We start from the raw sequence: 25077 nt of genomic DNA, 5'->3' as shown, positions 1-25077 counted from the left end.
CCGGACCACGGCCCGTACCCCGGTCGGCGGGGGTACGGGCCGTGCCGGCCGCCGCCGTTCAGGTCGTGACGGACTGCCGCCGGCCCGCCGCGTACGCCATCGCGTGCTTGACGACGCCGATGAGCACCTCCTTGACCGACTCCCGGTCCCGGGCGTCGCAGAGCACGACCGGCACGTCCGGATCGAGGTCGAGGGCCTTGCGGACGGACTCCACCGGGTACCGGGCCGCGTCCTCGAAGCAGTTGACGCCGACGAGGAAGGGTATGGAACGCCGCTCGAAGTAGTCGACGGCGGCGAAGCAGTCCTCCAGCCGGCGCGTGTCGGCGAGCACGACGGCTCCCAGCGAGCCCTCGGCCAGCTCGTCCCACATGAACCAGAACCGCTCCTGCCCGGGCGTGCCGAACAGGTACAGCACCAGGTCCTCGCGCAGCGTGATGCGGCCGAAGTCCATGGCGACGGTGGTGGTGTGCTTGCCCTCGACGCCGGAGGTGTCGTCGACCGGTCGCCCGGCCTCGGTGAGCAGTTCCTCGGTGCGCAACGGCCGGATCTCGCTGACCGCGCCGACCAGGGTCGTCTTGCCCACGCCGAAGCCGCCGGCCACGAGGATCTTGAGCGTGACGGGCTCGACCGGGGGCTTGCCGCGCTCAGATCGCCCGAAGATCATCGTTCTCTTCTCCTGCTTGATGGGGTCGTTGGGGGGTTCGGGTGCCGGGTGCCGGGCGTCCGTATCCGCCGCCACCCGGGGTTTCGACGACGAGTACGTCGTCGGGGCCGACGTCCGCGGCATCGCTGCCGCCGAGTTCGGTGACCGTGCCGTCGGCCCGCTCCACCCGGTTGGCGCCCAGTGCGCCGGGTTCGCCGCCGGCCATGCCGTACGGGGGCACACGGCGGTGCTGGGAGAGGGTGGACACGGTCATGGGTTCGAGGAAGCGCACGCGGCGGACCGCGCCGTCCCCGCCGTTCCAGCGGCCCGCGCCGCCGCTGCCCGCCCGTACGGCGAACTCGTCCAGGCGGACCGGCAGCCGCCACTCCAGGACTTCCGGATCGGTGAGCCGGGAGTTGGTCATGTGGGTCTGTACGACGCTCGCGCCGCGGAAGCCGTCACCGGCTCCGGAACCGGAGGCGACGGTCTCGTAGTACTGGTGGCGTTCGTTGCCGAAGGTGACGTTGTTCATGGTCCCCGATCCCTCGGCCTGGACGCCGAGCGCCGCGTAGAGGGCGCCGGTGATGGCCTGGGAGGTCTCGACGTTGCCCGCGACGACGGCGGCCGGCGGCTCGGGGGCGAGCATCGAACCGGGCGGCACAACGATGTCGAGCGGGCGCAGGCAGCCGTCGTTGAGCGGGATGTCGTCGGCGACGAGGGTGCGGAAGACGTACAGCACGGCCGCGTTGACGACGGCGAACGGGGCGTTGAAGTTGGTGGCGAGCTGGGCGGAGGTGCCGGTGAAGTCGACGGTCGCGCGCCGGTTGGCGCGGTCCACGCGCACGCGTACCCGGATGACCGCCCCGGAGTCGGTCTCGTAGGCGTACGCGCCGTCGTCGAGGGCGTCGATCACCCGGCGGACCGCTTCCTCGGCGTTGTCCTGGACGTGCCGCATGTAGGCCTGGACGACGTCGAGACCGAACTCCTCGATCATCCGGCCGACCTCGTCGACGCCCTTGCGGTTGGCGGCGATCTGGGCGCGCAGGTCGGCGAGGTTGGTGGGGATGTTGCGGGAGGGGTAGCGGGCCTCGGCGAGCAGCCGGTGCGTCTCGGCCTCCCGGAACCGGCCGTTCTCGGCGAGCAGCCAGTTGTCGAAGAGGACGCCCTCCTCGTCGATGGTGCGGCTGTTCGCCGGCATCGAGCCCGGCGCGATGCCGCCGATCTCGGCGTGATGGCCGCGGGAGGCGACGTAGAAGAGGATCCGGTCACCCTCCGTGGCGAAGACCGGTGTGATCACGGTGACGTCGGGCAGGTGGGTGCCGCCGTGGTAGGGGTCGTTGACGGCATAGGTGTCGCCCGGGCGCATCGAGGTGCCGCGGCGGCGGATGACCTCTTTGACGCTGGTGCCCATGGAGCCCAGGTGGACGGGGATGTGCGGGGCGTTGGCCACCAGGTTCCCGTCCGGGTCGAAGAGGGCGCAGGAGAAGTCCAGACGCTCCTTGATGTTGACGGACTGGGCCGTCGACTCCAGGCGGGCGCCCATCTGTTCGGCGATCGACATGAAGAGGTTGTTGAAGACCTCGAGCAGGACCGGGTCGGCTTCCGTGTCGAGATCGGAACTCTGCGTGACCGTCGCGCGTTCCATGACCAGATGCCCGTCGTCGGTCGCCGCGGCCCGCCAGCCGTCGTCGACGACGGTCGTGGCACTGGCCTCGGTGATGATCGCCGGGCCGGTGACGGTTTCGCCGGGGGGCAGGTCCTCGCGGCGGTGGAGGGGTACGACGCGCCAGGCGCCGCCGGTGTGGAGGCGGACGGCCTCCGGGGCGGCGGGCGTGCCCTCGTAAGGGGCGAGGGCGGAGAGATCGGGGGGTTGGGTGATGCCGGTGGCTTCCACGGAGAGCGCTTCGACGACGACCGGGCGGTCGAGCGTGAAGGAGTACGTGGCGCGATGACGTTCTTCGAAGGCGTGTTTCATCGCCGCGGGCTCGGTGAGCTCGACGGTGAGGGTGGTGTCGGTGCCGTCGTAGCGGAGCTGGGCGCGGCGGGTGACTTCGACGCGGTCCTCGGGGACGTCCTCGGCGAGGAGTTCGGCGCGGGCCGCGGCCTCCAGGTCGTCGGCGGTCTTGCGGATGCCGGGCATGGCGGCGGGCTCCAGGGGGGCCTCCACGGACTGTTCGCGCATGGCGGTGGTGTCGGCGAGGCCGATGCCGAGCGCGGACAGGACCCCGGCCATGGGCGGCACCAGGACGGTGCGGATGCCGAGCGAGTCGGCGACCATGCACGCGTGCTGCCCGCCGGCTCCGCCGAAGGTGGTGAGGGCGTAGCGGGTGACGTCGTGGCCCTTCTGGACGGAGATCCGCTTCACGGCGTTGGCGATGTTGGCGACGGCGATGCTCAGGTAGCCCTCGGCGACCTGTTCGGGGGTGCGGTCGTCGCCGGTCCGCTCGCGGATCTCCCGGGCGAGCCCGGTGAAGCGGTCGCGGACGAGGCCGGCGTCCAGCGGCTGGTGCCCGTCCGGGCCGAAGACCTGGGGAAAGTGGGCCGGCTGGATCCGGCCGAGCATGACGTTGGCGTCGGTGACGGCCAGCGGGCCGCCGCCCCGGTAGCAGGCCGGGCCGGGGTCGGCGCCGGCCGAGTCCGGGCCGACGCGGTAGCGGGAGCCGTCGAAGTGCAGCACCGAGCCGCCGCCCGCGGCGACGGTGTGGATGTCCAGCATGGGGGCGCGCAGCCGGACGCCCGCGATCTGCGTGGTGAAGACCCGTTCGTACCCGCCGGCGAAGTGGGAGACGTCGGTGGAGGTGCCGCCCATGTCGAAGCCGATGACCCGGTCGAAGCCGGCGAGCTGCGACATCCGGGCCATGCCGACGATCCCGCCGGCCGGACCGGAGAGCACGGCGTCCTTGCCGCGGAACTGCCCGGCCTCGGCGAGCCCGCCGTTGGACTGCATGAACATCAGCCGTACGCCTTCGAGCTGGTCGGCGACCCGGCGGACGTAGCGGCGCAGCACGGGCGACAGGTAGGCGTCGACGACGGCGGTGTCGCCGCGCGGGACCAGCTTCATCAGCGGGCTGACCTCGCTGGACAGCGAGATCTGCGGGAAGCCGGTCGAGGCGGCCAGCTCGCCGATCGCCCGCTCGTGGGCGGGATACAGGTGGCTGTGCATGCAGACCACGGCGACGGCGCGGATCCCGTCGTCGTACGCCTCCCGGAGCGGGCCCGCCAGGGCCTCCAGGTCGGGTGCGCGCAGCACGGTGCCGTCGGCTGCGACGCGCTCGTCGGTCTCGACGACCCGCTCGTACAGCAGCTCGGGCAGGTCGATGCGGCGGGCGAAGATGCGGGGGCGGTTCTGGTAGGCGATGCGCAGGGCGTCGCGGAAGCCGCGGGTGATGACGAGGAGGGTGCGTTCGCCCTTGCGTTCGAGAAGCGCGTTGGTGGCGACAGTGGTGCCCATCCGGACGGCGTCGACGGGGTCACCGGAGCCGTCGAGGAGCTCGTGTACGGCGGCGACGGCCGCGTCGGCGTACCGGGCGGGGTTGTCGGAGAGCAGCTTGTGGGTGAGCAGCCGGCCGTCCGGGCGCCGTGCGACGACGTCGGTGAACGTACCGCCCCGGTCGACCCAGAACTGCCAGCCTGTCACGTCACTACTCCGCTTCCGCGCCGGTCACAGCGCCCGGAGGCCGTTGATCACGTCGCGCAGAATACTCTCGTCCACCAGCTCGGCCGGGGGTACCGGCCGGTTGACATGGACGAGTTCCCCGTCGACGAGGTCGCCGACGAGGACCCGCACCACTCCGACGGGGAGGTCGAGTTCCGAAGCCAGCTCGGCGACCGACTGCGGGGCGTCGCGGCAGAGCTCGACGATGTCCACGTGTTCCGGGGACAGCGTCCGGTCGTCGTCCGGGTCGTCCACGTGCGGCTCCGTGACGACCACCGCGATCAGATCGAGGCGGTGCTGGGCCGTACTGGTGGTGCGGCCCCGTGTCATGGCGTACGGACGGACGACCGGTCCGGCCTCGTCGTCGAACCAGTGGCTTCTTCCCTGACCGTCTCCGCTCATGTCATCCCACTACCCGCCGGAGGACAGATCGGTGCGCGGAGCGGACCCCAGATGTACGCCGACCCGCTTGACCAGGAGTGTCATCTCGTACGCGACCTGGCCGACGTCGGAGTCGGCGTCGGAGAGGACGGCGAGGCAGCTGCCGTCGCCGGCGGCCGTGACGAACAGGAAGGCGTCGTCGAGTTCGACGACGGTCTGCCGGACACTGCCCGCCTCGAAGTGCCGGCCCACGCCCTTGGCGAGGCTGTGGAAGCCGGAGGCCACGGCGGCCAGGTGCTCGCCGTCCTCTCTGGAGAGGTCCTTGGAGACGCCGGTGGGCAGGCCGTCGCCGGAGAGCACGACGGCCTTGCGGATGCTGGCGACCCGGTCCACGAGGTCGTCCAGCAGCCAGTTCAGCTCGCCCTTGTTCGTCGCCGTGTGGCCGGTCGCCTTCGGATCGGTCATCGACCGTCCCCCTTAGTCGTTCCTTGTGCTGTGCTGTTCCAGGAGCCGTCGCCCTCGGCGTTCTCGGCACGGCCGCGCTGCCAGCCGCGCTGGAGCGCGCCCATGCGGCTGCGGACCTCGTCGGCATCGCGCTCGACGGGTTCCGGCTCGCGCGCGGTGGATGGTGCGGGTTCCTGTCGCAGCTGTGGGGCCAGGTTGGCCTGCCGTACCCGCCTGGGCAGCGGCCGGGTGCCGGACGCGGCCTCCGGGGGTGTGCTGCCGGGGGGCGGGACGGAGTCGTCGGTGCCGCTGCCGGAGGCGGCCTCGGAGCGGCGGGTGCGCCGTGGCAGGGCGGGGGGTTCCTCCGGGCCGCCGACCTGGTGCGCCGCGCGTTCCCCGGCTCGGTCGGCCGGGCCGATGGCGCGGGGCGAGGACGGGTCGGTGCGGCGGCGGGAGGGCAGCGGGGCGAGTCCGCCCGGTTCGGGGCGGCCCTGGTCCGCCGGGTCCCGCTCGTCCGGGGCGACGCGGCGGCCGCGCGGCTCGGTGACCGGTCTGCCGTGTGAGCTGACCAGCTTGGGCGTACGCCGTCCGGGCAGTGGCAGGGGGCTGCCGGGGTGCTCGTCGCCGGAGCGGCCGGCGGTCTCGCGGTCCGGGTGCGGGAGCTCGGTCACGGCGGGCGTGGGGTCGCCGGCGGGGGCCGCGGAGCGGCGGTGGCGGAACAGACCGCCGCGCTCACTGTCGTCGTCGGTGAGGGCGCCCGGGAAGTCGCCCAGCGCGTCCAGGTCGACGGTTGCCCCCAGCTCGACCGGGCCGTCCAGCAGCGCGGCCGGCAGTCCGGGCCGCTGTCCCGGCACCTGGGCCAGGGAGGCGGCCCGGCTCTCCGCGGGTTCGGCCTCCCCGGCCGGGTGGCTGCGGTCGAGGCGGAAGCCGACGCCGTTGGTGTCGGGGACGTCGTCGGTCAGCAGTACGTCGGGGATGAAGACGACGGCGGTGGTGCCGCCGTAGGGGGACGGCTGGAGCGAGACGCGGACGTTCTGGCGCTGGGCGAGGCGGCTGACCACGAACAGGCCGAGCCGGTCGGTGTCGGAGAGCTCGAACTCGGGCGTCTCGGCGAGCCGGAGGTTGGCGTCCAGGAGCGCCTCGGCCGCCATGCCGAGACCGCGGTCGTGGATCTCCAGCGTGAAGCCGTTGGCGACGCGGTCGCCGAGGACCTGCACGGCGGTGTGCGGTGGCGAGAACACCGTGGCGTTCTCCAGGAGTTCGGCCACGAGGTGGGTGAGGTCGGCGACGGCGGGGCCGGTGACGGCGACGCGGGGCAGCCGGCGGACCTCTATGCGCTCGTAGTCCTCGACCTCGGCCACGGCGGCACGCACCACGTCCATCAGCTGGACCGGCCGGCGCCACTGTCGCGAGGGCGCGGCGCCGGAGAGGATGACCAGGCCCTCGGCGTGCCGTCGCATACGGGTGGTGAGGTGGTCGAGGCGGAAGAGGTCGGCGAGTTCGTCGGTGTCCTCGGTCCTGCGCTCCATGGTGTCGAGCAGGGTGAGCTGCTTGTGCAGCAGGACCTGGCTGCGGCGGGCGAGGTTGACGAAGACCTCGGAGACGCCGGCGCGCAGCTCGGCCTGCTTCACGGCGGCCTCCACGGCGGCGCGCTGCAGGGTGTTGAGGGCCTGGCCGACCTCGCCGATCTCGTTCCTGTCGTACTCCAGGCGCGGGACCTCGGTCTCCACGTCGACCTGTTCGCCCGCGGACAGCCGGCGCATCACGCTCGGCAGCCGGACCCCGGACGCGTCGTGCGCCTCCTGGCGCAGCAGCCGCAGGTCGCGGATGAGACTGCGGCCGACCCGGACCGACATGACCAGTGAGAACAGCACTGCGGCGAGACCGAGGACACCGACGACGGCCGCCTGGACGAACTCGCTGACGGCGACGGGCCTGATGCGGTCCTTGAAGCGGTCGCCGACCTGGTCGTCGAGGGTACGCAGTTCGTCGAGCACATTGCCCGCGGTGGTGTCCCAGCTGCGCGCGTCGACGTCGTTCGGCACGCCGGATCCGGCGGCGACCACGGACCTCTCGGCGGCCAGCAGCGGGGCCGTGGTGGCGCTCTTCCAGAAGCGGTCGAAGCGGTCGCGTTCGCCGGCCGGCAGCAGCGGGAGGCTGATGTCGTAGAGGAGGGTGCGCTGGGCGATGAGGTCGGAGATCTCGCGGGTCTCCTCGCGGGAGACCTTCCCGACCACCAGAGCGGAGCCGAGCAGGGCGTCCTCGCGGGAGACGAGCTCCCGGGCGCGGGTGATGTTGAGGAGGGCGCGGGCCTCCTTGTCGATCTCGACGTCGTCGGTCCCGTCGAGGGAGCCGAGGAGCGTGTAGCAGGGGTCGACGACGGCGTCGTAGAGGGCGAGGGCCTCGGCGCGGTCCACGGTGCCCTGCTCGACGCTGCGGCGCAGCGGCTCGATGCCGTCGAGGCCGTCGAGTTCGGCGGTGAGGTGTTCACCGTCCTCGGTGTCCAGGCCGTCGCGTACGTGCTGTTCCCCGGCGTTCTTGCGGAGCTCGGCCACGGTGGTGTCGGTGGCGGCGCGCGTGCGGTTCAGGGCGGCGAGCGCGTCGGAGGCCCGCGGGTCGGCGAGGTAGACCAGGGTCTGCCGGCGTTCCTGCTGGAGAGCGCGGACCGCGTCCTCGGTGGGGTAGCCGATGTCCTCGACGATCGACGACACCTGGAAGATGTGGGTGACCACGCGTCCGGTGAGCACGGCCGCGAAACCCCAGACGGCGGTCAGGGACACCAGCGGCACGAGAAGCAGCGCCACGATCTTCCGGCGGATCGACTTCCCGCGAAAGCGCATGGCCTCCCCCAGCTCGACCCCCGCAGGCCGGGGGTACACATGTACGTCAACAAACGGCGCGAGCCTACTACCGTCACAGGGATAACTCGAAGAACTGTCCGGACGGTGAACTTCCGCCCCGATAACCTGACATGACCGACAGACAGGACGAGTCGGCCGGGCATTGCGGGAGATTGCCACCGCGATCGCGTCGACTTCACGCGAGTGGTGCGGGAACGGCACGAAGGATCAGTTGGCCGGAATTTTTCCCTGGTCGGGAATCATCGGGCGAGTTCGTTCGTCCTTGTAGACGGGTGATGAGTGCGGATTCGGCCACAGGAGCCGCATCTCGGATCCGGGCGGCGTAAAACAGCGCAAGCCGGGCAGCCACTGGGGAGCCGGGGTCGTCGGACACCGGTGCGAGGGCTTGCCGGCGGTGGGGAGTGACACGTTGATGGGGACGGCTGAGCGGCACGCGGCGCCCGAGAACGGCGCGGCGACGCACTCGACGGTGCGGCAACAGCACACGCAGTACCGGACGTTGTGGGTCGAGGAGCCGGCCAAGCGGTACCGGATGCCCGATCCGGTGCGGACGTCGGCGGTGCGGGCGGTGATCATCATCGCGGTCACGCTGATGCTGGCCATGGTGGCGTTCTTCTGCACGATGGCGGAGTCCTGGCTGGCGTTCCCGATGGTGATCAGCAGCGTGGCGAGCACGGTGGTAGCCACCTGGAGCGCGGTCGACGTCCTGGTGACCCGTCAGGTGTGGAACCAGCGCTACGGCGTGCTCTCGGAGCCGAGCAGCACGGCACGCTCGCTCCGTCGCGAGCGGCGCGCGGCCCGGCGGCAGGAGCGGGCCGCCGCGCGCGAACAGGAGCGGATACGGCGGCGGGGCGGCCAGACCGGGCAGCTGACGCACCCCTGACAGACCCCGGACGGACCCCCGACGGACCCGTGCCCGACTCGTGCGGCCGCCGGCCGCCGTGCCCGGTGCGGTCCGGGAACCGTCCCGTCAGGCTGACGGCTTCTTGAACATCCGCGTGGCGGTGATCTCGCTGTGCACGGCCTCTCCCGCCTGCGGCTGCTGCGGCAGCCCGGGCCGGAGATGCTCCTCCACGCTGATGTACTTGAGTCCGGCCCGCAGGTCCGCGTCGTTGCGCAACCGGATGACCAGCGGGAACTCTGCCAGTGCGGTCGTGTCGAACAGCCCGGTCGTGTACAGCAGTTGGACGCCCAGGGCGTCCGACACGGCTCGCTGGAGCTCCAGCAGGTAGGTGGCGTTGGCGCGCCCGATGGGGTTGTCGAGGAAGAGCGTCCCCGCGTGCCGGTGTTTGTCCCGTCCCCGGTCGTTGGACCGCAGGGCGGCCATCGTGCAGTACAGGGCGATGGCCGCGGTCAGCAGCTGCCCACCGGAGAACACGTCCCCCATCTGCCCCACCGGCACCCGCTCGGCACGCAGTACCGCGTCCGGCTTCAGGATCTCGACGGCGATGCCCTTCGGCTGCAGGGCGGCCGCGACTCCCCGCAGCAGCAGGGACATGCCGTCCCGCCGCAGATCGGAGTTCTTCTTCACGGCGGCCCGGGTCGCCTCGTCGACGACCTCGCCGAGCCGCTCGGTGAGCGTGGCCTGGTCGGGTTCCTCGAAGCGGATGCGGAGGAACTCCTGCCCCGACCACTCGCCGAGTCCCTCGGGCAGCCGGGAGAGCCGCTGGGCGGAGCGCAGGGTCGCCAGCGCCGTCTCGACGAGCCCCCGCAGCCGGTCCACGATCGAGTCCCGGTTCCGCTCCAGCTGGGCCAGTTCGTCGGTCAGCACCCGCAGCCGGGGCGCGAAGGCGTCCGCCCACTTCTGGGCGTGCTCGGGCAGCGCGGCGGCGGGCAGTTCCCGGATCTGCTGGCGCGCGGGGGTCCGCACCGCCTCGTACCGGGTGGCGTTGGCGTGCCGTACGAGGACGTCGCTCGCCTCGCGGACGGCGGACTCGGCGGCGGACAGGTCACCGGCGCAGCCGCGCAGCGACCTGCGGGCCTCGGCGGCGGACTGCCGGGCTTCCTCCAGGCTGCCGGGGTACGGCTCGATCTCCTCCTGCTCGTCGTCGGCGGTGTGCTCGCGCAGCAGGTCGCGGAGCATGGCGGCGATCTCCTCGAAGCCGCCCGCCGCGTCCTCGGCCGCGCGGTGCGTGTCAAGGAGTTCGGCGTGCGCCTCCCGGGCCTGGGCCAGCGCCTCGGTGCGGGCGGCGAGTTCGGCCGTCGCCGTGCGCAGCAGTGCCTGCGCGTGCTCGGCGTCGCGCGGCTGGAGCTCCTCGGGCAGTTCGGTGTGCGCCTCGCCGTCCTCGGGGGCGTGCCGCTCGGCCTCGCCGCGGAGCCGCCCGAGCTGCTCGCTCGCGGTGGACATGCGGGTCTCCAGGAGCTGCACCAGCTCCTCCGCGCGGGCGGCGGCGGCCTGCCGGGAGGGGCCGTCGGAGCCGTCGGGCGACTGCAGGAGCTGCTCCGCGCGGGTGCGGACCTTGTTGCTCAGCCGCTCCAGCTCCGCGAGCGCGGCGCTCTCGTCGCTCTCGGCGCGGGCCTGTTCGGCGCGCAGGTCGGCGCCGACACCGACCTTCTCGTACACCTGCGAGGCGGCCCGGTAGGCCTCCCGCAGGGCGGGCAGCGGCGCCGAGGACTCGGGGGCGTCCTCGTCGGTCTCGGGCATGTCGTCGGGGGCGCCGGCGATCTCGGAGCGCTCGGCGCGCAGCGCACGGGCGGTGCGGCGGGCGTCGTCGGCGGCGCGCTGGGCGGCACGCCGGTCCTCGTCGGCCACGCGGGCGCGTTCCAGACAGGACTGGGCGCGGGCCTCCGACTCGGTGGCCTCGTCCGCGAGTTCGCGCAGCCTGACCTGCCAGCCGGCCCGCTCGCGCAGCCGGAACGCGAGGCCGGCGAGGGCGTCGGCCGCACGCCGGGCCCGCTGGGCGGCCTCCTGCCGCTCGTCGCGCACCTGCGCGGCCTCGGCGGCGGCCTCCTCGGCCTCCGCCCGCGCGGTCCGTGCCTCGGCCAGCTCGGCCTCGGACTCCTCCGCGAACACCCGTGCGTCCCGGGCCTCCTGCGCCAGCTCCACGAGCCGTCCGGCCGGGCAGCCGGTGCGCCAGGAGGCGAGCCGCGCGGCCAGCTCGCGGTCCTTGCCGAGCCGGGCGGCGAGGGTGCGGATCTCCTCGTCCCGCTCGGTGGCCCGCGCGCGCAGCGCCTGGCGCTCCTCGTCGGCGGCGTGCTCGTCGTGCATGGCCGGGTTCGGCGGTACGAGGAACACGTCGCCCGGGCCGGCGTCGGCGGCCGGGGTGGGCGCGAGGAGGGCGGCGGCGGTGCCGACGGCCACCGCGGAGCGGGGCAGCAGGGCCGCCTCGCTGAGCGCCTCACGGGCGCGGGCATGCGTGTCGGGGTCGGTGATGACGACGCCGTCGACGAGTTCGGGGCGGGCGGCCAGCACGCGCGCGTGGTCGGCGGGGTCGACGGCCTGGGCGAGGTAGCGCCAGCCGGGCAGGGCCGGGATGCCGTGTTCGCCGAGGTACTCGACGGTGGCCAGCACGTCGGGGCCCGGCGGCAGCAGCCCGCCGTCGCCGAGCGCGCCGAGGATGCGGGAGTCGTCGGCGGCGGCGGTCCGCAGCTCGAACAGCTGCCGCTCGGCGGACCCGACGGCGTCGTCGAGAAGCTCCCGCAACTCGTCGGCGAACCGGTCGAGTTCCTCGGGCGTGAGGGTCGTGCGAGTCGTGAGGCTTGTGCGGGTGTCGTCGCCGCCCTCGTGGCGGGGCCGCGGAACGGCGCCGCGGGAGCCGGTGAGGCCGAGCAGTTCGCCGAGCCGCTCCTCCGCCGCGAGGCTCTCGGCCAGCCGCTGCTCGGCGTCGTGCGTCCGCCCGGCCGCGGTAGCCGCGTCCGCCGCGCGGGCGGCGGTGAGTTCGGCGCGGGACTCGGCGGAGGCCGCCTCGCGCGCGTGCTCGCCCGCCCGGTGGGAGGCCTCGCGGGCGGTGTCCCAGGCGGCCACGGCCGTCTTCTCGGCGTCGCTCGCCGCGAGCGCGGCCCGGGCCGGGTCGGCGTCCGGGGCGCTGTCGTCGAGCCAGCCCGCGCGGACCGCCTCGGCGGTCTCCTGCTCGACCTCGCCGAGCCGCTGCCGCAGGTGCCCGGACTCGCTGCGGGCGCGCTGTGCCTCGGTGGCGGCGGACGTCGAGTCCCGGTAGGCGCCGTCGCTGACCTCCTGGAGTGCGGCGGACCGCTCCTCCTCCTCGTTGGCGAGGGTCTCCGCGCTCTCGGCGGCCCCGTGCAGGGCCCGGACGAGCGCGACGGCGGCCTTGGCACGGGCGGCGAGGGCGGGCGCCGCGTCCCGCTCGGCCTCCTGGATGGCGGCGGCCACGCGCGCGACGCGGTCGGCGGCGGCGCGGTGGCGCAGCGCGGCCTCGGCGGCCTGCCAGGCCGCGTGCAGGGTGCGTGCGTCGGCCAGCTCGCGCTTCTGCGCGGCGGCGGACTTCTCGCCGACGGCCAGCGCCAGGGAGGCGTGCCGGTAGGCGAGTTCGGCGGCGATCAGCGAGCTGCGCTCGCGGGCGCCCTCGGAGTGCGTGACGGCGTAGGCGGCGGCCGTGACCCGCTGGGCGAGGTCGGCGGCGCGCACCCGCTCCTGCACGCCGCGCGCGGACAACCGGCGCGCCAGCGTGCGGGTGCGGCGTTCGGCGCCCGCGTGGATGTCACGCGCGCGTGACCGCGTCTCGGCGGCCTCGACGATCCGCCCGAGCAGATCCACCGACCCTGCGGTGAAGTCCCGTTCGGCGATCAGCTCGGCGCGTCGGCCGAGCTTGTTGCCGAAGCCGCCGACCAGGTCGGCGAGTCCGTCGGTGTCCCGGGTGTCGGTGACGGCCCGCAGCAGCAGGTCGGTGAAGTCGGAGTCCTTCTTCACCGCGAACAGGCCGGCGGCCTCGCCCTCGTCGGCGTTCATCTCGCGCTGGTAGCGGAAGAGTTCGGGGTCGAGGCCGAGTTCGCCGAGGTGCTCGATCCAGCGGTCGTGGATCTCCTCCCAGTGCACCTCCAGATGCGGGTAGAACTTGCCCGCCTCGGTGATGGCGTCCCGGAAGCCCTTCATGGTGCGCCGCCGCCCCTGCGCGCCGGAGGCTCCCTCGACGGGCGGCCGTACGGCGGTGGACTCGGCGACCGGCAGACTGTCCAGCGAGAGCCCCGGACCGGGCCGGAACGAGTACCAGGCCTCGGCGAACTTCCGCGGGTCGTTGGAGACCTGGCGCCCCCGCCACTCGCTCGCCTTGCCGACGACCACGCACTCGCCGGTGAGCGTGTGCTGCCACTCCAGGGCGACGTGCCCGCAGTCGTCGGCGAGCAGGAACTTGCGCAGCACGCCCGAGCTGGCGCCGCCGAGGGTGTTGCGGTGCCCCGGCAGCATCACCGAGAAGATCAGCTTGAGCAGCACCGACTTGCCGCCGCCGTTCTCCAGGAAGAGCACGCCCGCAGGCGCGGGCCGGCGCGGCGGGCCGACCGGCTCCTCCTCGAAGAACTCCGCCTGGGCGGGGGCGGGGTCGGGCACGGGCGCACCGACACCCCGCAGGTCCAGCACGGTGTCGGCGTAGCGCGCACCGGCCGGCCCGATGGAGTAGAGGCGGACCCGGGACAGCTCGTACATGGCGGACTCTCGTAAGACGGGGGAAAAGGGTGGTGACGGCTCGGAAAGGGCGTCGGGAGCGGCTCAGGAGTGGAACGGCAGACCTGCGTCGGCGACCAGGTCCAGGTCCTCGCCGGCGTCGGCGGGCAGCAGGCTGGCCGTGCCGTCGGTGACCGGGACGACGCCGAGCTCCAGCAGCTCGGCCATGGCGGCGCTGCCGGCCATGTCGCGCACCTGGAGCTGGTAGCGGGCCGTCGTGCGGTACGTGCCGCCCTGGTCGTCGCCGGTTCGCTGGAGGAACCCGGAGTCGGTGAGGAAGACGACCGCCTTGCCGATGATGCCGGTGGTGGAACCGGCCAGCCGGCGGGCGTCCTTGGTGGCGCCGGTCGCGCTGCGTCTGGCCCAGATCCGCCAGGCGGCCTCCAGCCCGGGCGCGTCGGTGGCGGGGTCGGTGTTCTCCCCCGCCTCCTCGGCCCGCTCCTCCAGCCGCCGGCAGGCCTGCCGGACGAAGGCGTCGACGCCGTTGACCGTGATCCGCCCGATGTAGCCGTCGTCGGCCAGGTCCTCGGGGCGCGGGAACGCCAGCGCGGCGACGGCGAGGTGGGCGAGCCCGTGCAGGAACCGGTCGCTGCCGTCCGCGGACGTGCGGCGCGCGTAGTCACCCATGCGCACGGCGAACACCGAGTCCTCGGCGGCGGTCACGGCCATGCCCGCGCGGGGCGACACCTCAAGGACCACCAGCCCCAGCCCGGCGGCCACGGCATCGGCGAGCCGCGCGAACGGAGGGTCCTCCCGGTAGCGCCGCAGCAGCTCGGTGTACTCCTGATCACGCGCGGGCTGCAGCTTGGGCTGCAACCCGAAGGCGACGAGCCGAGCCGCGTCGGCGGCATCGGCGGGCGTGACGGCAGCACTCGCCGACGCGACAGCCGCTTCAGCCTCGACGTACTCGCTCACAACGACAACTCCCTCATCTTGAAAACAGGGGGCGGCGCAGGCGCCCCGTCAGGGGCGCGGAACTGTATGGAGTCTGCGGCTGCCGCCGCGTGGGCGCGACCAGCCACGACGCACCCGCACCCGCACCCGCACCCGCACCCGCACCTGGCACACGACATCACGCGGCCTCGGTCCGATCCGCAGCCATCCCCACCGCGTCCAGCAGAGCCGTCCCGACAATCAGATCGGCACCACCGAAGCCGGGGTCGTCCAGCTGCGTACCGTCGTCCACCGCGAACAGCAGCTTCTCCTCGCCCTGCCGGTAGGCCGTGCCCACGGCCGGGCTGGCGGCGTGCACGGCCAGCAACGCGATCAGGTAGGCCAGATCCTCGCCGCCCACGCGCCGCGCCTCCGCCAGCAGCCCCGACAGCCGACGCGGCGCGTCCGCCGGGAGGTCCAGCAGCCGCATGGCGTCGGCCAGCTGCTCCTCGCTGAACCGGCTGTCGTCCGGGGTGGCGATGAGGTCCGGCTCCGGCATCTCCGCGCCCAGGTGCTCCCGCTCCACCGGCGGCGTCAGCAGTATGTCGACGAGGTCGCCGACCCGCACCGACACCGGCGTCCGCAGCCCGGTCCCGCGTGCGAAGAACGCCCCCGTGACCCGGCTCGCCTGCTCCAGCGGCAGCGGCAGCAGCGGTGCGAGCAGGTGCCCGTACAGGTCCGTCCCCGACGTCGTCATGGGCGTCGCGAACGCCTGCCGGTCCTGCTCCGCGCGGAACAGCGGCCCGGCCTCCAGCAGTCGCGACTGCAACTGGGTGTGGCGTCGGATGCAGTCCTTGACGATCTCGACGAGCTCGGCGGCGCGCCGCTTGTTCTCGGGCTCCTCGGTCTCGTCGCGGGCCTTGCGGATATTGGTGAGGATCGCGTTCTCGTGCCGGTACCGGTCGGCGACGTGGTCCAGGGCCTCGGCGATCATGTCGGGGACGGCGTTGAGCCAGTCCACCGCGCGGACGTTGCGCCGGGTGGCCTCCAGGGCCCGGCGCAGGGTCTCCGAGTACTGGACGGTCCGGTAGCGGGCCTGCTCCGCGGCGAGCTGGGCGTCGGCGAGCCGGCCGCGGTTGACCAGCACCTCCAGCTTGACCTCGGCGGCGATCTGGGCGCTGGTGACGTCCGTGTCGAGGGCCCCGACCAGGACGTTGACCGCCTCGTCGGTGGTCCGGAGGTACACCGTGCCGCCCGGGCCGGGCACCTCCTCGATGAGCTTGAAGTCGTAGTCCCGGCGGACGTACGACCCGTCCGGCGTGAAGGTGCCGTACACCGCGCGGAAGCCGCGGTCGACGCTGCCGACGTTGATCAGGTTCTCCAGGACCCAGCGGGCCACGCGCTCGTGCTCGGCGACGGGGCGGTGCGGGGTCTGGGCGGAGATGCGCGGGATCAGCCGGGCGACGATCTGCTCGTGGTCGGCGCCGGTGTCGAAGTCCATGTTGAGGGTGACCAGGTCGATGGCGGAGAGCGCCACCTCGGCCATGCCGTACACCGAGTACTCGCCGGCCAGGTTCGCCTTGCGTGCGTCGAGGTCGTGCAGCGGCGCGGTGCACGCGAGCGCGCGCAGCCGCCGCGCCAGCCCCTCGTCGGCGGCCGGGCCCGGTGCGGGGCGCGGCCCCGCGCTGAGCTGGGGCGGCACGCTGTCCGTCGATGCAGGCGAAGTCACGGTGCACAGACTAGGTCCTGGGTCTGACATCGGCCCAAACGACGCAGTTGGCTCCGCCGGTGGGGCCGGGTCCTGCGGGGCGGTCGTCGGAGTGCGGGCCGGTGGGGGCTGATCGCGCAGTTCCCCGCGCCCCTCTCGGGGCACGGAAGCCTACGGGGTGCTGTCCACCCGGCGGCGGTAGACCTCGACCACCCGTTCCAGGGAGTCCGTGAGGTAGGTCTCCAGGAGGCGCTCGGCGGCTCGCCTGTCGCCGCGGTCGAGCGACTCCAGGATCTCGCGGTTGCGGGCCAGGTACGGCTCGTGCAGGGCGTGGGGGTCGTCGACCACGTGGAAGGCGAGGCGGAGTTCCGCGAAGACGCTGCGCATCAGTTCGTCGGTGCGTTCGCTGCCGGCCAGGGCGACCAGTTCCCGGTGGAAGTGGATATTGGCCGTACCCACTGCTTTCCAGTCATCCGCGGTGGCCGCCTGCCGGCCCTCGGCGACCGCCGCCGACAGGCTCTCCAGGGCATACGGCGGCTCGCCCAGGCCGCGTACGACGGCGCACTCGACGAGGGCGCGGGTGCGGTAGATGTCCTCGACGTCCTCGACGGTCAGGACCCGGACGAAGACGCCCCGGTTGAGTTCGTGGACCAGCAGGCGCTCGTGGGTGAGCAGCCGGAACGCCTCGCGCAGGGTGTTGCGGGAGACGCCGAGCGCGCCGCCGATGCCGTCCTCGGACAGGCGGGTGCCTGGCGGGAAATAACCGTCGGCGATGCGACTCCTGAGTATGTCGGAGACCCGTTCCGCGGTGCTGGTCCGCCCGAGGAGGGCGCGGTCGTCGGCCAGTCCCGTCAGCTGCTCTGCCATGCCCGGAATTCAACCGCAGACACAGGAACGAAACAACGTGGGTATTGAAGGATCGTTGAACGATCCTCTACGGTGCTCATCACGCTCGCCAACGCACGGCCCTCCGCACGGCTCCGCACGGTCCCGCACTGCTCAGTTCCCGCACCCTCCGTCCCTCATCTGCGAGGTGCCCATGAGCACGACTCCTCCACCGCAGGCCCTGTCCTCCGACGCGCACCCGGGCAGGGGTGAACGCACCGCCGAGGACGGCGCGTTCGGCTGGTTGCGCGCCCTCGGTCCGCGCGGCCGACGTGCGTTCGCCGGTGCTTTCGGCGGATATGCCCTGGATTCGTACGACTACTTCACCCTGCCGCTGAGCATGGTCGCGCTCGCGGCGTACTTCGGTCTGGACAGCGGCCAGACCGGCCTGTTCACCACCGTCACCCTGGTGGTCTCCGCGGTCGGCGGCGCCGCGGCCGGTGTGTTCGCGGACCGGGTCGGCCGGGTCCGCGCGCTGATGGTCACCGTGATCACCTACGCGGTGTTCACGGTGGCCTGCGGCTTCGCGCCCAACTACGAGACGCTGCTGGTGTTCCGCGCGCTGCAGGGCCTCGGCTTCGGCGGCGAGTGGGCGGTCGGCGCGATCCTGGTCGCCGAGTACGCGAGCGCCCGGCACCGGGGCCGCACGCTGGGCGCGGTCCAGAGTTCCTGGGCCGTCGGCTGGGCGCTCGCCGCGATCGTGTACACGCTGGTCTTCTCGTTCGTCGGCGACGACATGGCCTGGCGGGTGATGTTCTGGACCGGCGCCCTGCCCGCGCTCCTCGTGGTGTGGCTGCGGCGACGGGTGCACGACGCCCCGCAGGCGGTCGCGGTACGCGAACAGAGCCCACGGCGCGGCTCGTTCGCCGCCATCTTCCGGCCGGGCACGGCCGACGCACCCGGCCTGCTGCGCACCACGGTCTTCGCGGGCCTGCTGTCCACGGGTGTCCAGGGCGGCTACTACACGCTGGCCACCTGGGTCCCGACGTATCTCAAGACGGAGCGCGGTCTGTCGGTCGTCGGCACCGGCGGCTACCTGACCTTCCTGATCTCGGGAGCGTTCCTCGGCTACCTCACCGGCGGCTGTCTGACCGACCGGCTGGGGCGGCGGCGCAACATCTGGCTGTTCGCGGTGCTGTCGGCGATCTGTGTGCTGGCGTACGCGAACATCCCGCAGAGCGCCAACACACTGCTCCTGGTGCTCGGTTTCCCGCTCGGCTTCTGCATGTCGGCGATCTTCAGCGGCTTCGGCTCGTACCTGAGCGAGCTGTACCCGACGGCGGTGCGCGGCACCGGGCAGGGTTTCACGTACAACGCGGGCCGCGCGGTGGGCGCGGTCTTCCCGACCCTGGTGGGCTTCCTGGCCGACAGCTGGGGCGTGGGCGGCGCGCTGGTCTTCGGCGCGGCCGGCTACGCGCTCGCGGCCCTGGCCCTGTTCGGACTGCCGGAGACGCGCGGGAAGGAACTGGCGTGAACCCTACGGAAGACCATGTTCTGACTCTGGCCACGGAGGACCGTCCGGTCGTCCTCGCCGACGAGCACGCGCACGCGTGGAGCCCGAGAAGCGCCCGGGCCCGTTTCCGGGCGGGCCTCACGGGCCCCACGGCCGGGGTCGCGGCCGGCCACACGCAGGCCAACCTGATCTCGGTGCCCGCCGACTGGGCGTACGACATGCTGCTGTTCTGCCAGCGCAATCCGAAGCCCTGTCCGGTGCTCGACGTCACCGACGCCGGTGCGACCGGTACCGGACTCGCCGAGGGCGCGGACCTGCGCACCGACCTGCCGCGCTACCGCGTGTGGCGGGACGGGGAGTTGGTGGACGAGCCGACGGACGTGCGCGCGTACTGGCGGGACGACCTGGTGTCGTTCCTGCTCGGGTGCAGCTTCACGTTCGAGTGGGCGCTGGCCGGTGCCGGGGTACCGATACGCCATGTCGAACAGGGCCGGAACGTGCCCATGTACGTGACCACCCGGCCGTGCCGTCCCGCGGGGCGGCTGCGCGGGCCGATGGTGGTGTCCATGCGCCCGGTCCCACCGCAGCATCTGGCGACCGCGATCCGGGAGAGCAGTCTGCTCCCGGCGGTGCACGGCGGCCCCGTGCACTGCGGCGATCCCGCCGCGCTCGGCATCGCGGACCTCGGCCGGCCCGACTTCGGCGACCCGGTGGACGCCGAACCGGACGACATCCCGGTGTTCTGGGCCTGCGGGGTGACCCCGCAGGCGGCGGTGACGGCGTCCCGGCCGCCGTTCGCCATCACGCACGCGCCGGGTCAGATGTTCATCACCGACGCCCGCGACGAGCAGTACCGCGTGGCCTGACAGGAGAGACAGCGCATCCATGACCTCGATCGACCTGAACGCCGACCTCGGCGAGGGCTTCGGCCGCTGGCGGCTCACCGACGACGAGCAACTGCTGTCCGTCGTGACCAGCGCGAACGTGGCCTGCGGTTTCCACGCGGGGGACGCGGCCACCATGCGAAGGGTGTGCGAGCTGGCGGCCGGGCGCGGGGTGACGATCGGCGCCCAGGTCTCCTACCGGGACCTGGCGGGGTTCGGGCGGCGCGCGATGGACGTGCCGCCCGCCGAACTGGCGGCGGAGGTGGCCTACCAGATCGGCGCCCTGGAGGTCTTCGCCCGGGCGGCCGGCGCGCGCGTGGCGTACGTGAAGCCGCACGGCGCGCTCTACAACCGGGTCGTGCACGACGAGGAGCAGGCCGCCGCGGTGGTCGACGGCGTGCTCCTCGCGGACGCCTCGCTGCCCGTGCTGGGGCTGCCCGGTTCCCGGCTGCTCGCGCTGGCGGAGAAGGCGGGGCTGCCTGCGGTCACGGAGGCGTTCGCGGACCGCGCGTACACCGACGAGGGGACACTCGTCCCGCGCGGGCGCGAGGGCGCGGTGGTGAGCGACCCGGAGGCGGTGGTGGAGCGCTCGGTGGAACTGGCGCGCTCCGGCGCGGTCACGTCGCACTCCGGCACGCGCATCGCCGTGCGCGCCCGGTCGCTCTGCCTGCACGGCGACACCCCGGGCGCCGTGGAGCTGGCCCGCAGGGTGCGTGCGCGGCTCGCGGCGGCGGGCGTGACCGTGGCGGCCTTCGCGTGAGCACGGAGACGGGAACCGGTACGACCATGCCCATGACCACCCGGCTCGTGGGCGACCATGCTCTTCTCGTCGAGGTCGGCTCCGGCGCGGAAGCGCAGTCGCTGCACGCGGAGTTGCTGCGCCGCCGGGCGGAGGGCTCGCTGACGGTCCGCGAGATCGTGCCCGCCGCCCGCACGGTCCTGCTCGACGGCCTCGACGACCCGGCCCGCCGGGCCGCCGAACTGGCCGCCGCCGCGATCCCGCCCACTCCCCCACCCGCGCGTGCGGCGATCGAGCTGCCCGTGCGCTACGACGGCCCGGACCTCGCCGAGGTCGCCGCCCACTGGCGGGTTCCCGAACGGGAGGTGGCCCGCATCCACGCGGCCACCGAGTTCACGGTGGCCTTCTGCGGCTTCGCGCCCGGCTTCGGCTACCTCACCGGGCTCCCGGACCGCTACGACGTGCCGCGCCGGGCCACCCCGCGAACCGCCGTGCCCGTGGGCTCGGTGGCGCTGGCCGGGCCGTACACGGGCGTCTACCCGCGGTCCTCGCCGGGCGGCTGGCAGCTGATCGGGACGACGGACGCGGTGCTGTGGGACCACGCGCGCGTGCCGGCCGCGCTGCTGGCGCCGGGCACGCGCGTACGGTTCGTGCCGGTGGAAGTGCCGGCGGGAGTGCCGGCGGGGGACGCATGACCGACCGCGCGCTCGTCGTCGTACGGGCCGGTGCGCTGACCACCGTGCAGGACCAGGGGCGGCCCGGGTACGCGCATCTGGGGGTGCCCCGCTCCGGGGCGCTGGACGCGCCAGCGGCGGCGCTCGTCAACCGGCTGGCCGGCAACGCACCGGACGCGGCCGTGCTGGAGACGACGCTCAACGGGTGTGCCGTGCGACCGCGTTCGACGGTCGTGGCGGCGGTCGGCGGCGCGCCGTGCCCCGTCACGGTGGGCGGACGTCCGGCGGCCTGGGGCGCGCCGGTCGTGGTACCGGCCGGGGAGCTGCTGGAAGTGGGAGCGGCCCGCTCCGGCGTACGGAGTTATGTGGCCGTCTCCGGTGGGATCGCCGTGGAGCCGGTGCTGGGCAGCCGGGCCACGGACCTGCTCTCCGGGCTCGGTCCCGCTCCGCTGGCGGACGGCACGGTGCTGCCGCTGGGCAGGCCCTCGGGACCGCACGCGCGCGTGGACGTCGCGCCGCAGCCGTCGCCGCCGGCGGAACTCGTGCTGCGGGTGACGCTCGGCCCGCGGGACGGGTGGTTCACGCCGGGGGCCGTCCGGGCGTTCACCTCGCGCGCGTACCGCGTGTCGTCGGCGAGCAACCGCATCGGGCTGCGCACGGAAGGGCCCGCCCTGGAGCGGGCCCGTACCGGTGAACTCCCCAGCGAGGGCATGGTCCTCGGTGCCGTGCAGGTACCGCCGGACGGCCGTCCGGTGGTGTTCCTGGCCGACCATCCGACCACCGGCGGCTATCCGGTGATCGCGGTGGTCCGCGCCGCCGACCTCCCGGCGGCGGCCCAGGCGGTCCCGGGCATCCCGGTCCGCTTCGTGGCCGTACGCCGTCGCTGACCCCCGTAGGCCGTCGCCGAACCGCCGTAGGCCTTGGTCGAACCGCCGTAGGCCGTGGTCGAACCGCCGTAAGCCCTGGCCGAACCGCCTTGAGGCGTCGTCGAACCGCCGCGGCGGCCTCCTCATGCGGCGTCGGCGGGTCGCTCCGGCGACTGGAGGGCGGCCAGCGCGGCGGAGACCGCGGCGGACGCGCTCAGGTCCAGGCGGGCGCTGGTGCCCCTGCGGCGGTGCCGCATCTCGTCGACGGCCAGCCGCACCAGCTGGGGCAGCAGGTCGCGGCAGCGCCTGATCACCCAGGCGGTGCCGGCCGTGGCCAGCCAGAGGACACTCGCCTTCTTCGTCGGCGGCGGGAACTCAGGCTCGGCGGACGGCGCCGTCCCCGTCGCCATGCCCAGCGGGGCGAGCAGGGCGTGGAAACGGACGGCGAGCTGCCGGTGCCCGCGCTCGCACGGGTGCAGCCGGTCCGCGCTCCACATCTCGCGGTCGGTGAGCCAGGCGCCCTCCGACGCGTGCAGGTGGACGGCCCCGTACCGCTCGGACAGGGCGTGCACCACCGCGTTGACGGCACGCCCCCGGCGGGCCAGCGGACGGGCCAGGGCGCCCGGCAGTCCCCACATCGCACCGGGGTCGGGCAGGCACGCCGTGAGCAGGGTCGCGCCCTGCTCGGTCAGGGCCGCGTAGACCTTGTCGAGCCGCTCGGCCACCGCGTGGATGTCGAACGTGCAGCGCAGGGTGTCGTTGACGCCTATGACGACGGCGACGATGTCGGGACGCAGTTCCAGCGCGGCCGGGGTCTGGCGTTCCAGCACGTCACGGGTCTGCGCCCCGCTGACCGCGAAGTTGGTGAACTCCACCTCCTTCGCGGCGAGTCCGCCGGCCAGCAGCGCGGCCCAGCCGCGCCACCCGTCGCCGGCGGGGTCGCCCACGCCCTCGGTCAGCGAGTCCCCGAGCGCAACGAAACGGACCGCTCTCATGCCACGCCCTCCGGCACGACACGACGGACCGGTGCCGTCGTTCCGCTCTCGTCACGACGGGACAGCACCGGCGCGTCGTGCGCCGCGAGGAACGCCTCCACGGCCGTTCCCCAGCCGAAGCACTCCGCACGCGCGCGTGCCGTCTCCCGGCGCTCGGCGGCGGGCCGCTCCAGGAGCATCTCCACGGCGTCGGCGAAGGCCTCGCCGCGGTCCGCCGCGGTGGCCCCGGCGGAACCGATCACCTCGGGCAGCGCGGAGGAGGCGCTGGCGACCACGGGCGTCCCGCAGGCCATCGCCTCCAGGGCGGCGAGCCCGAAGGTCTCCGCGGGTCCCGGCGCCAGGGCGACGTCGGCGGACGCCTGGAGGGCGCCCAGGCTGTCCCGGTCGGAGACGTGCCCCAGGAAGGTCACCGGCAGCCTGCGCTCCCGCACCCGCTGCTCCAGACGCTCCCGCAGCGGCCCGTCACCGGCCACCACCAGGATCACCCGGCGACCGCGCCGTGCCAGCGCCTCCACGGCGTCGATGGCGGTGCCGGGCCGCTTCTCCACGGACAGCCGCGAGCACATCACGATCAGTGCCTCGTCCTCGCGCGCGTACCGGGCCCGCAGGTCCAGGTCGCGCAGCGAGGGGTGGCGGCCGATCAGGTCGACGCCCAGGGGGGCGCGTACGACGTTGCGCGCGCCGATGCGGATGAACTCGCGCTCGGCGAACTCGGTGGTGCACACCACGCGCGCGTACGTGTGCGCCGTGCGGATGTTGAGCGCGTCGGCGGTGCGCCGGGACATGTTCTCGGACATGCCCCAGGTGCGCAGGACGCCGTCGGCGGTCTCGTGGGAGACCATCACGGCGGGGATCCGGGCGCGCCGGGCCCAGCGGCCGGTCCAGCGCAGGGTGGTGCGGTCGGACACCTCCAGGCGGTCCGGGGCGAGGTGCTCCAGGAGGCTCTGCACCCGCTTCTTGTCGACGAGGACGCGGTAGCCGCCGGTGCCGGGCAGCAGCGGGCCGGGCAGCGTGATGACCCGGCCCTGCTCCTCGTCCCGGTCCGAGTAGCGCTCGCCCGGCACGATCAGGACCGACTCGTGCCCGGCGGCCACGAAGCCCTTGCCGAGCTCGCGCAGGGCGGTGCGCAGGCCGCCGGAGGCGGGGGCGACGAAGTTGGCCAGCCGCACGATGCGCAGCGGGCCCGGCGAGGTGACGCTCATGCCGCCACCACCGGCCGGCGCGCCGCGAGCACGTCCTCGTAGTGGCCGATCAGCTGGTCGCCGACGGCGGCCCAGGTGCGGCCCTCGACCGTGGTACGCGCGGCGTGGCCGAACGCGGCCCGCATCCCGGGGTCGGCGACGAGGGAGGCCACGGCCTCCCGGACGGCGCCGGCGTCGCGCGGCGGGACCAGGAACCCGGTGCGGCCGTGGTCGACCAGGTCGATCGGGCCGCCGACGGCGGGCGCGACGACCGGGACGCCGCTGGCCATGGCCTCCTGGACGGTCTGGCAGAACGTCTCGAAGGGGCCGGTGTGCGCGAAGACGTCGAACGAGGCGAAGATCCGGGCGAGGTCGTCGCCGGTGCGGCGGCCGAGGAAGACCGCGCCCGGCAGCGCCTCGGTGAGGTGGGCCTGAGCGGGCCCGTCGCCCACGATCACGACCTTCACGCCCTCCAGGCCGCAGACCCCGGCGAGGAGTTCGACCTGCTTCTCGGGCGCCAGGCGGCCGACGTAGCCGACGATGACCTCGCCGTTCGGGGCGATCTCGCGGCGCAGGGCCTCGTCGCGGAACTCGGGACGGAAGCGGACGGTGTCCACGCCGCGCTGCCACAGCTGGATCCGGGGCACGCCGTGTGCCTCCAGGTCGCTGATCGAGGCGGTGGACGGGGCGAGGGTGCGGTCGGCGGCGCCGTGCACGGACCGGATCCGCCGCCAGGCGGCCGCCTCGCCGGCGCCCACGTAGGTGCGGGCGTATCCGGCCAGGTCGGTCTGGTAGACGGCGACGGCCGGGATGCCGAGCCGGGCAGCGGCGGCCATGCCGCGGACGCCGAGGATGAAGGGGCTGGCCAGGTGCACCACGTCGGGGCGGTGCTCGATCAGCGCGGCGGCGAGCTTGCGGCTGGGGAGAGCCACGCGGACCTGGGGATAGCCCGGGAGCGGAAGCGAGGGGACGTGGACGACAGGGCAGGGCGCGGCAGCCGCGGCGAGCCTGTTTCCGGGGGCGGGGGCCGGAGCGACGACGAGGGGAGCGTGACCGCGATCGACGAGGTGTCGGGCGGTCTGGAGCGCGCAGTGGGCCACGCCGTTCACATCGGGGGGAAAGGATTCGGTCACGATGACGACACGCATACCGGTGTTGTCGCCGCGCTGGACGTGGCCGCGTCAAAGTGGATCTTTCCGATTGTTAAACGTCCCATGA

The 25077-nt window shown here is 73.7% G+C and carries 18 protein-coding genes; 6 read left to right on the top strand and 12 right to left on the bottom strand.

The genetic code is table 11. From position 1 onward, the window contains the following. Positions 1 to 58: 58 nt before the first annotated feature. Genes ACGF5O_RS26375 through ACGF5O_RS26355 form a run of 5 tightly spaced genes read right to left on the bottom strand, consistent with a single transcriptional unit; the run spans position 59 to position 7963 of the window. Complete coding sequence (locus ACGF5O_RS26375; protein WP_393812317.1) at positions 59 to 664, bottom strand: ATP/GTP-binding protein; 606 nt, start codon at positions 662 to 664, stop codon at positions 59 to 61. Further along, positions 645 to 4280, bottom strand: coding sequence for a hydantoinase B/oxoprolinase family protein (locus ACGF5O_RS26370; RefSeq protein WP_393812316.1), 3636 nt, complete (start codon positions 4278 to 4280; stop codon positions 645 to 647). Before ACGF5O_RS26370 ends, ACGF5O_RS26375 begins: the two co-directional genes overlap by 20 nt. Before the next feature lie 24 nt (positions 4281 to 4304). Continuing rightward, positions 4305 to 4700, bottom strand: a complete 396-nt coding sequence (locus tag ACGF5O_RS26365; RefSeq protein ID WP_393812315.1) for a DUF742 domain-containing protein — start codon at positions 4698 to 4700, stop codon at positions 4305 to 4307. A 9-nt stretch (positions 4701 to 4709) separates the two neighbouring features. Then, positions 4710 to 5144 carry a roadblock/LC7 domain-containing protein gene (locus ACGF5O_RS26360; protein WP_362585065.1) on the bottom strand — a complete coding sequence of 145 codons (435 nt, stop codon included), beginning with the start codon at positions 5142 to 5144 and terminating at the stop codon, positions 4710 to 4712. After that, complete coding sequence (locus tag ACGF5O_RS26355) at positions 5141 to 7963, bottom strand: nitrate- and nitrite sensing domain-containing protein (protein ID WP_393812314.1); 2823 nt, start codon at positions 7961 to 7963, stop codon at positions 5141 to 5143. The genes ACGF5O_RS26360 and ACGF5O_RS26355 overlap by 4 nt, the downstream gene beginning before the upstream one ends. A gap of 433 nt (positions 7964 to 8396) precedes the next feature. Between ACGF5O_RS26355 and ACGF5O_RS26350 the strand changes: the two genes are divergently transcribed. Then, positions 8397 to 8867 (top strand): hypothetical protein, encoded by a 471-nt coding sequence (locus tag ACGF5O_RS26350; RefSeq protein WP_393812313.1) that lies wholly within the window; start codon positions 8397 to 8399, stop codon positions 8865 to 8867. 87 nt (positions 8868 to 8954) lie between these two features. Here ACGF5O_RS26350 and ACGF5O_RS26345 read toward each other — a convergent pair whose 3' ends face one another. The 4 genes from ACGF5O_RS26345 to ACGF5O_RS26330 form a co-directional block, all read right to left on the bottom strand. Then, a complete protein-coding gene (locus tag ACGF5O_RS26345; RefSeq protein ID WP_393812312.1) occupies positions 8955 to 13583 on the bottom strand; it encodes a hypothetical protein in 4629 nt (1542 codons plus the stop codon). Between the two features lie 63 nt (positions 13584 to 13646). Beyond that, the gene (locus tag ACGF5O_RS26340; protein ID WP_393812311.1) at positions 13647 to 14516 is read right to left on the bottom strand and encodes a hypothetical protein; all 870 of its coding nucleotides are present in this window, start codon (positions 14514 to 14516) and stop codon (positions 13647 to 13649) included. 157 nt (positions 14517 to 14673) lie between these two features. After that, the gene (locus ACGF5O_RS26335) at positions 14674 to 16203 is read right to left on the bottom strand and encodes a hypothetical protein (RefSeq protein WP_393812310.1); all 1530 of its coding nucleotides are present in this window, start codon (positions 16201 to 16203) and stop codon (positions 14674 to 14676) included. A 150-nt stretch (positions 16204 to 16353) separates the two neighbouring features. Beyond that, positions 16354 to 17049 (bottom strand): GntR family transcriptional regulator, encoded by a 696-nt coding sequence (locus ACGF5O_RS26330; RefSeq protein ID WP_393812309.1) that lies wholly within the window; start codon positions 17047 to 17049, stop codon positions 16354 to 16356. Positions 17050 to 17221: 172 nt separating this feature from the next. On the opposite strand from ACGF5O_RS26330, the gene ACGF5O_RS26325 reads away from it, so the two are divergent. From ACGF5O_RS26325 to ACGF5O_RS26305, 5 genes are read left to right on the top strand one after another with little or no spacing between them, the layout of a single operon-like run. Beyond that, complete coding sequence (locus ACGF5O_RS26325) at positions 17222 to 18541, top strand: MFS transporter (protein ID WP_393812308.1); 1320 nt, start codon at positions 17222 to 17224, stop codon at positions 18539 to 18541. Continuing rightward, on the top strand, positions 18538 to 19386 hold the full coding sequence (locus ACGF5O_RS26320; RefSeq protein WP_393812307.1) for a putative hydro-lyase: 849 nt from the start codon (positions 18538 to 18540) through the stop codon (positions 19384 to 19386). Before ACGF5O_RS26325 ends, ACGF5O_RS26320 begins: the two co-directional genes overlap by 4 nt. A gap of 19 nt (positions 19387 to 19405) precedes the next feature. Continuing rightward, a complete protein-coding gene (locus ACGF5O_RS26315) occupies positions 19406 to 20164 on the top strand; it encodes a LamB/YcsF family protein (protein ID WP_393812306.1) in 759 nt (252 codons plus the stop codon). A gap of 32 nt (positions 20165 to 20196) precedes the next feature. Further along, positions 20197 to 20838 carry an allophanate hydrolase subunit 1 gene (locus tag ACGF5O_RS26310; protein ID WP_393812305.1) on the top strand — a complete coding sequence of 214 codons (642 nt, stop codon included), beginning with the start codon at positions 20197 to 20199 and terminating at the stop codon, positions 20836 to 20838. After that, positions 20835 to 21704, top strand: coding sequence for a biotin-dependent carboxyltransferase family protein (locus ACGF5O_RS26305; protein ID WP_393812304.1), 870 nt, complete (start codon positions 20835 to 20837; stop codon positions 21702 to 21704). Before ACGF5O_RS26310 ends, ACGF5O_RS26305 begins: the two co-directional genes overlap by 4 nt. 122 nt (positions 21705 to 21826) lie before the next feature. On the opposite strand, the gene ACGF5O_RS26300 is transcribed toward ACGF5O_RS26305, so the two are convergent. Genes ACGF5O_RS26300 through ACGF5O_RS26290 form a run of 3 tightly spaced genes read right to left on the bottom strand, consistent with a single transcriptional unit; the run spans position 21827 to position 25007 of the window. Beyond that, the gene (locus tag ACGF5O_RS26300; RefSeq protein ID WP_393812303.1) at positions 21827 to 22678 is read right to left on the bottom strand and encodes an SGNH/GDSL hydrolase family protein; all 852 of its coding nucleotides are present in this window, start codon (positions 22676 to 22678) and stop codon (positions 21827 to 21829) included. Next, on the bottom strand, positions 22675 to 23880 hold the full coding sequence (locus ACGF5O_RS26295) for a glycosyltransferase (protein ID WP_393812302.1): 1206 nt from the start codon (positions 23878 to 23880) through the stop codon (positions 22675 to 22677). The genes ACGF5O_RS26300 and ACGF5O_RS26295 overlap by 4 nt, the downstream gene beginning before the upstream one ends. Next, the gene (locus ACGF5O_RS26290; protein ID WP_390047869.1) at positions 23877 to 25007 is read right to left on the bottom strand and encodes a glycosyltransferase family 4 protein; all 1131 of its coding nucleotides are present in this window, start codon (positions 25005 to 25007) and stop codon (positions 23877 to 23879) included. The genes ACGF5O_RS26295 and ACGF5O_RS26290 overlap by 4 nt, the downstream gene beginning before the upstream one ends. Positions 25008 to 25077 lie beyond the last annotated feature (70 nt).

This window comes from Streptomyces sp. NPDC048291 (genome assembly GCF_043201715.1).
Taxonomy (GTDB): domain Bacteria; phylum Actinomycetota; class Actinomycetes; order Streptomycetales; family Streptomycetaceae; genus Streptomyces.
Note: the sequence above shows the minus strand (reverse complement) of the source record. Positions and strands in the feature narration are given on the sequence as shown.

Bases quoted from the DNA above. Each gene is read 5' to 3' on its own strand.
- ACGF5O_RS26375 (WP_393812317.1), bottom strand. From the start codon at position 664: ATGATCTTCGGGCGATCTGAGCGCGGCAAGCCCCCGGTCGAGCCCGTC.
- ACGF5O_RS26365 (WP_393812315.1), bottom strand. From the start codon at position 4,700: ATGAGCGGAGACGGTCAGGGAAGAAGCCACTGGTTCGACGACGAGGCC.
- ACGF5O_RS26360 (WP_362585065.1), bottom strand. From the start codon at position 5,144: ATGACCGATCCGAAGGCGACCGGCCACACGGCGACGAACAAGGGCGAG.
- ACGF5O_RS26355 (WP_393812314.1), bottom strand. From the start codon at position 7,963: ATGCGCTTTCGCGGGAAGTCGATCCGCCGGAAGATCGTGGCGCTGCTT.
- ACGF5O_RS26350 (WP_393812313.1), top strand. From the start codon at position 8,397: ATGGGGACGGCTGAGCGGCACGCGGCGCCCGAGAACGGCGCGGCGACG.
- ACGF5O_RS26345 (WP_393812312.1), bottom strand. From the start codon at position 13,583: ATGTACGAGCTGTCCCGGGTCCGCCTCTACTCCATCGGGCCGGCCGGT.
- ACGF5O_RS26330 (WP_393812309.1), bottom strand. From the start codon at position 17,049: ATGGCAGAGCAGCTGACGGGACTGGCCGACGACCGCGCCCTCCTCGGG.
- ACGF5O_RS26325 (WP_393812308.1), top strand. From the start codon at position 17,222: ATGAGCACGACTCCTCCACCGCAGGCCCTGTCCTCCGACGCGCACCCG.
- ACGF5O_RS26315 (WP_393812306.1), top strand. From the start codon at position 19,406: ATGACCTCGATCGACCTGAACGCCGACCTCGGCGAGGGCTTCGGCCGC.
- ACGF5O_RS26310 (WP_393812305.1), top strand. From the start codon at position 20,197: ATGACCACCCGGCTCGTGGGCGACCATGCTCTTCTCGTCGAGGTCGGC.
- ACGF5O_RS26305 (WP_393812304.1), top strand. From the start codon at position 20,835: ATGACCGACCGCGCGCTCGTCGTCGTACGGGCCGGTGCGCTGACCACC.
- ACGF5O_RS26300 (WP_393812303.1), bottom strand. From the start codon at position 22,678: ATGAGAGCGGTCCGTTTCGTTGCGCTCGGGGACTCGCTGACCGAGGGC.
- ACGF5O_RS26295 (WP_393812302.1), bottom strand. From the start codon at position 23,880: ATGAGCGTCACCTCGCCGGGCCCGCTGCGCATCGTGCGGCTGGCCAAC.
- ACGF5O_RS26290 (WP_390047869.1), bottom strand. From the start codon at position 25,007: ATGCGTGTCGTCATCGTGACCGAATCCTTTCCCCCCGATGTGAACGGC.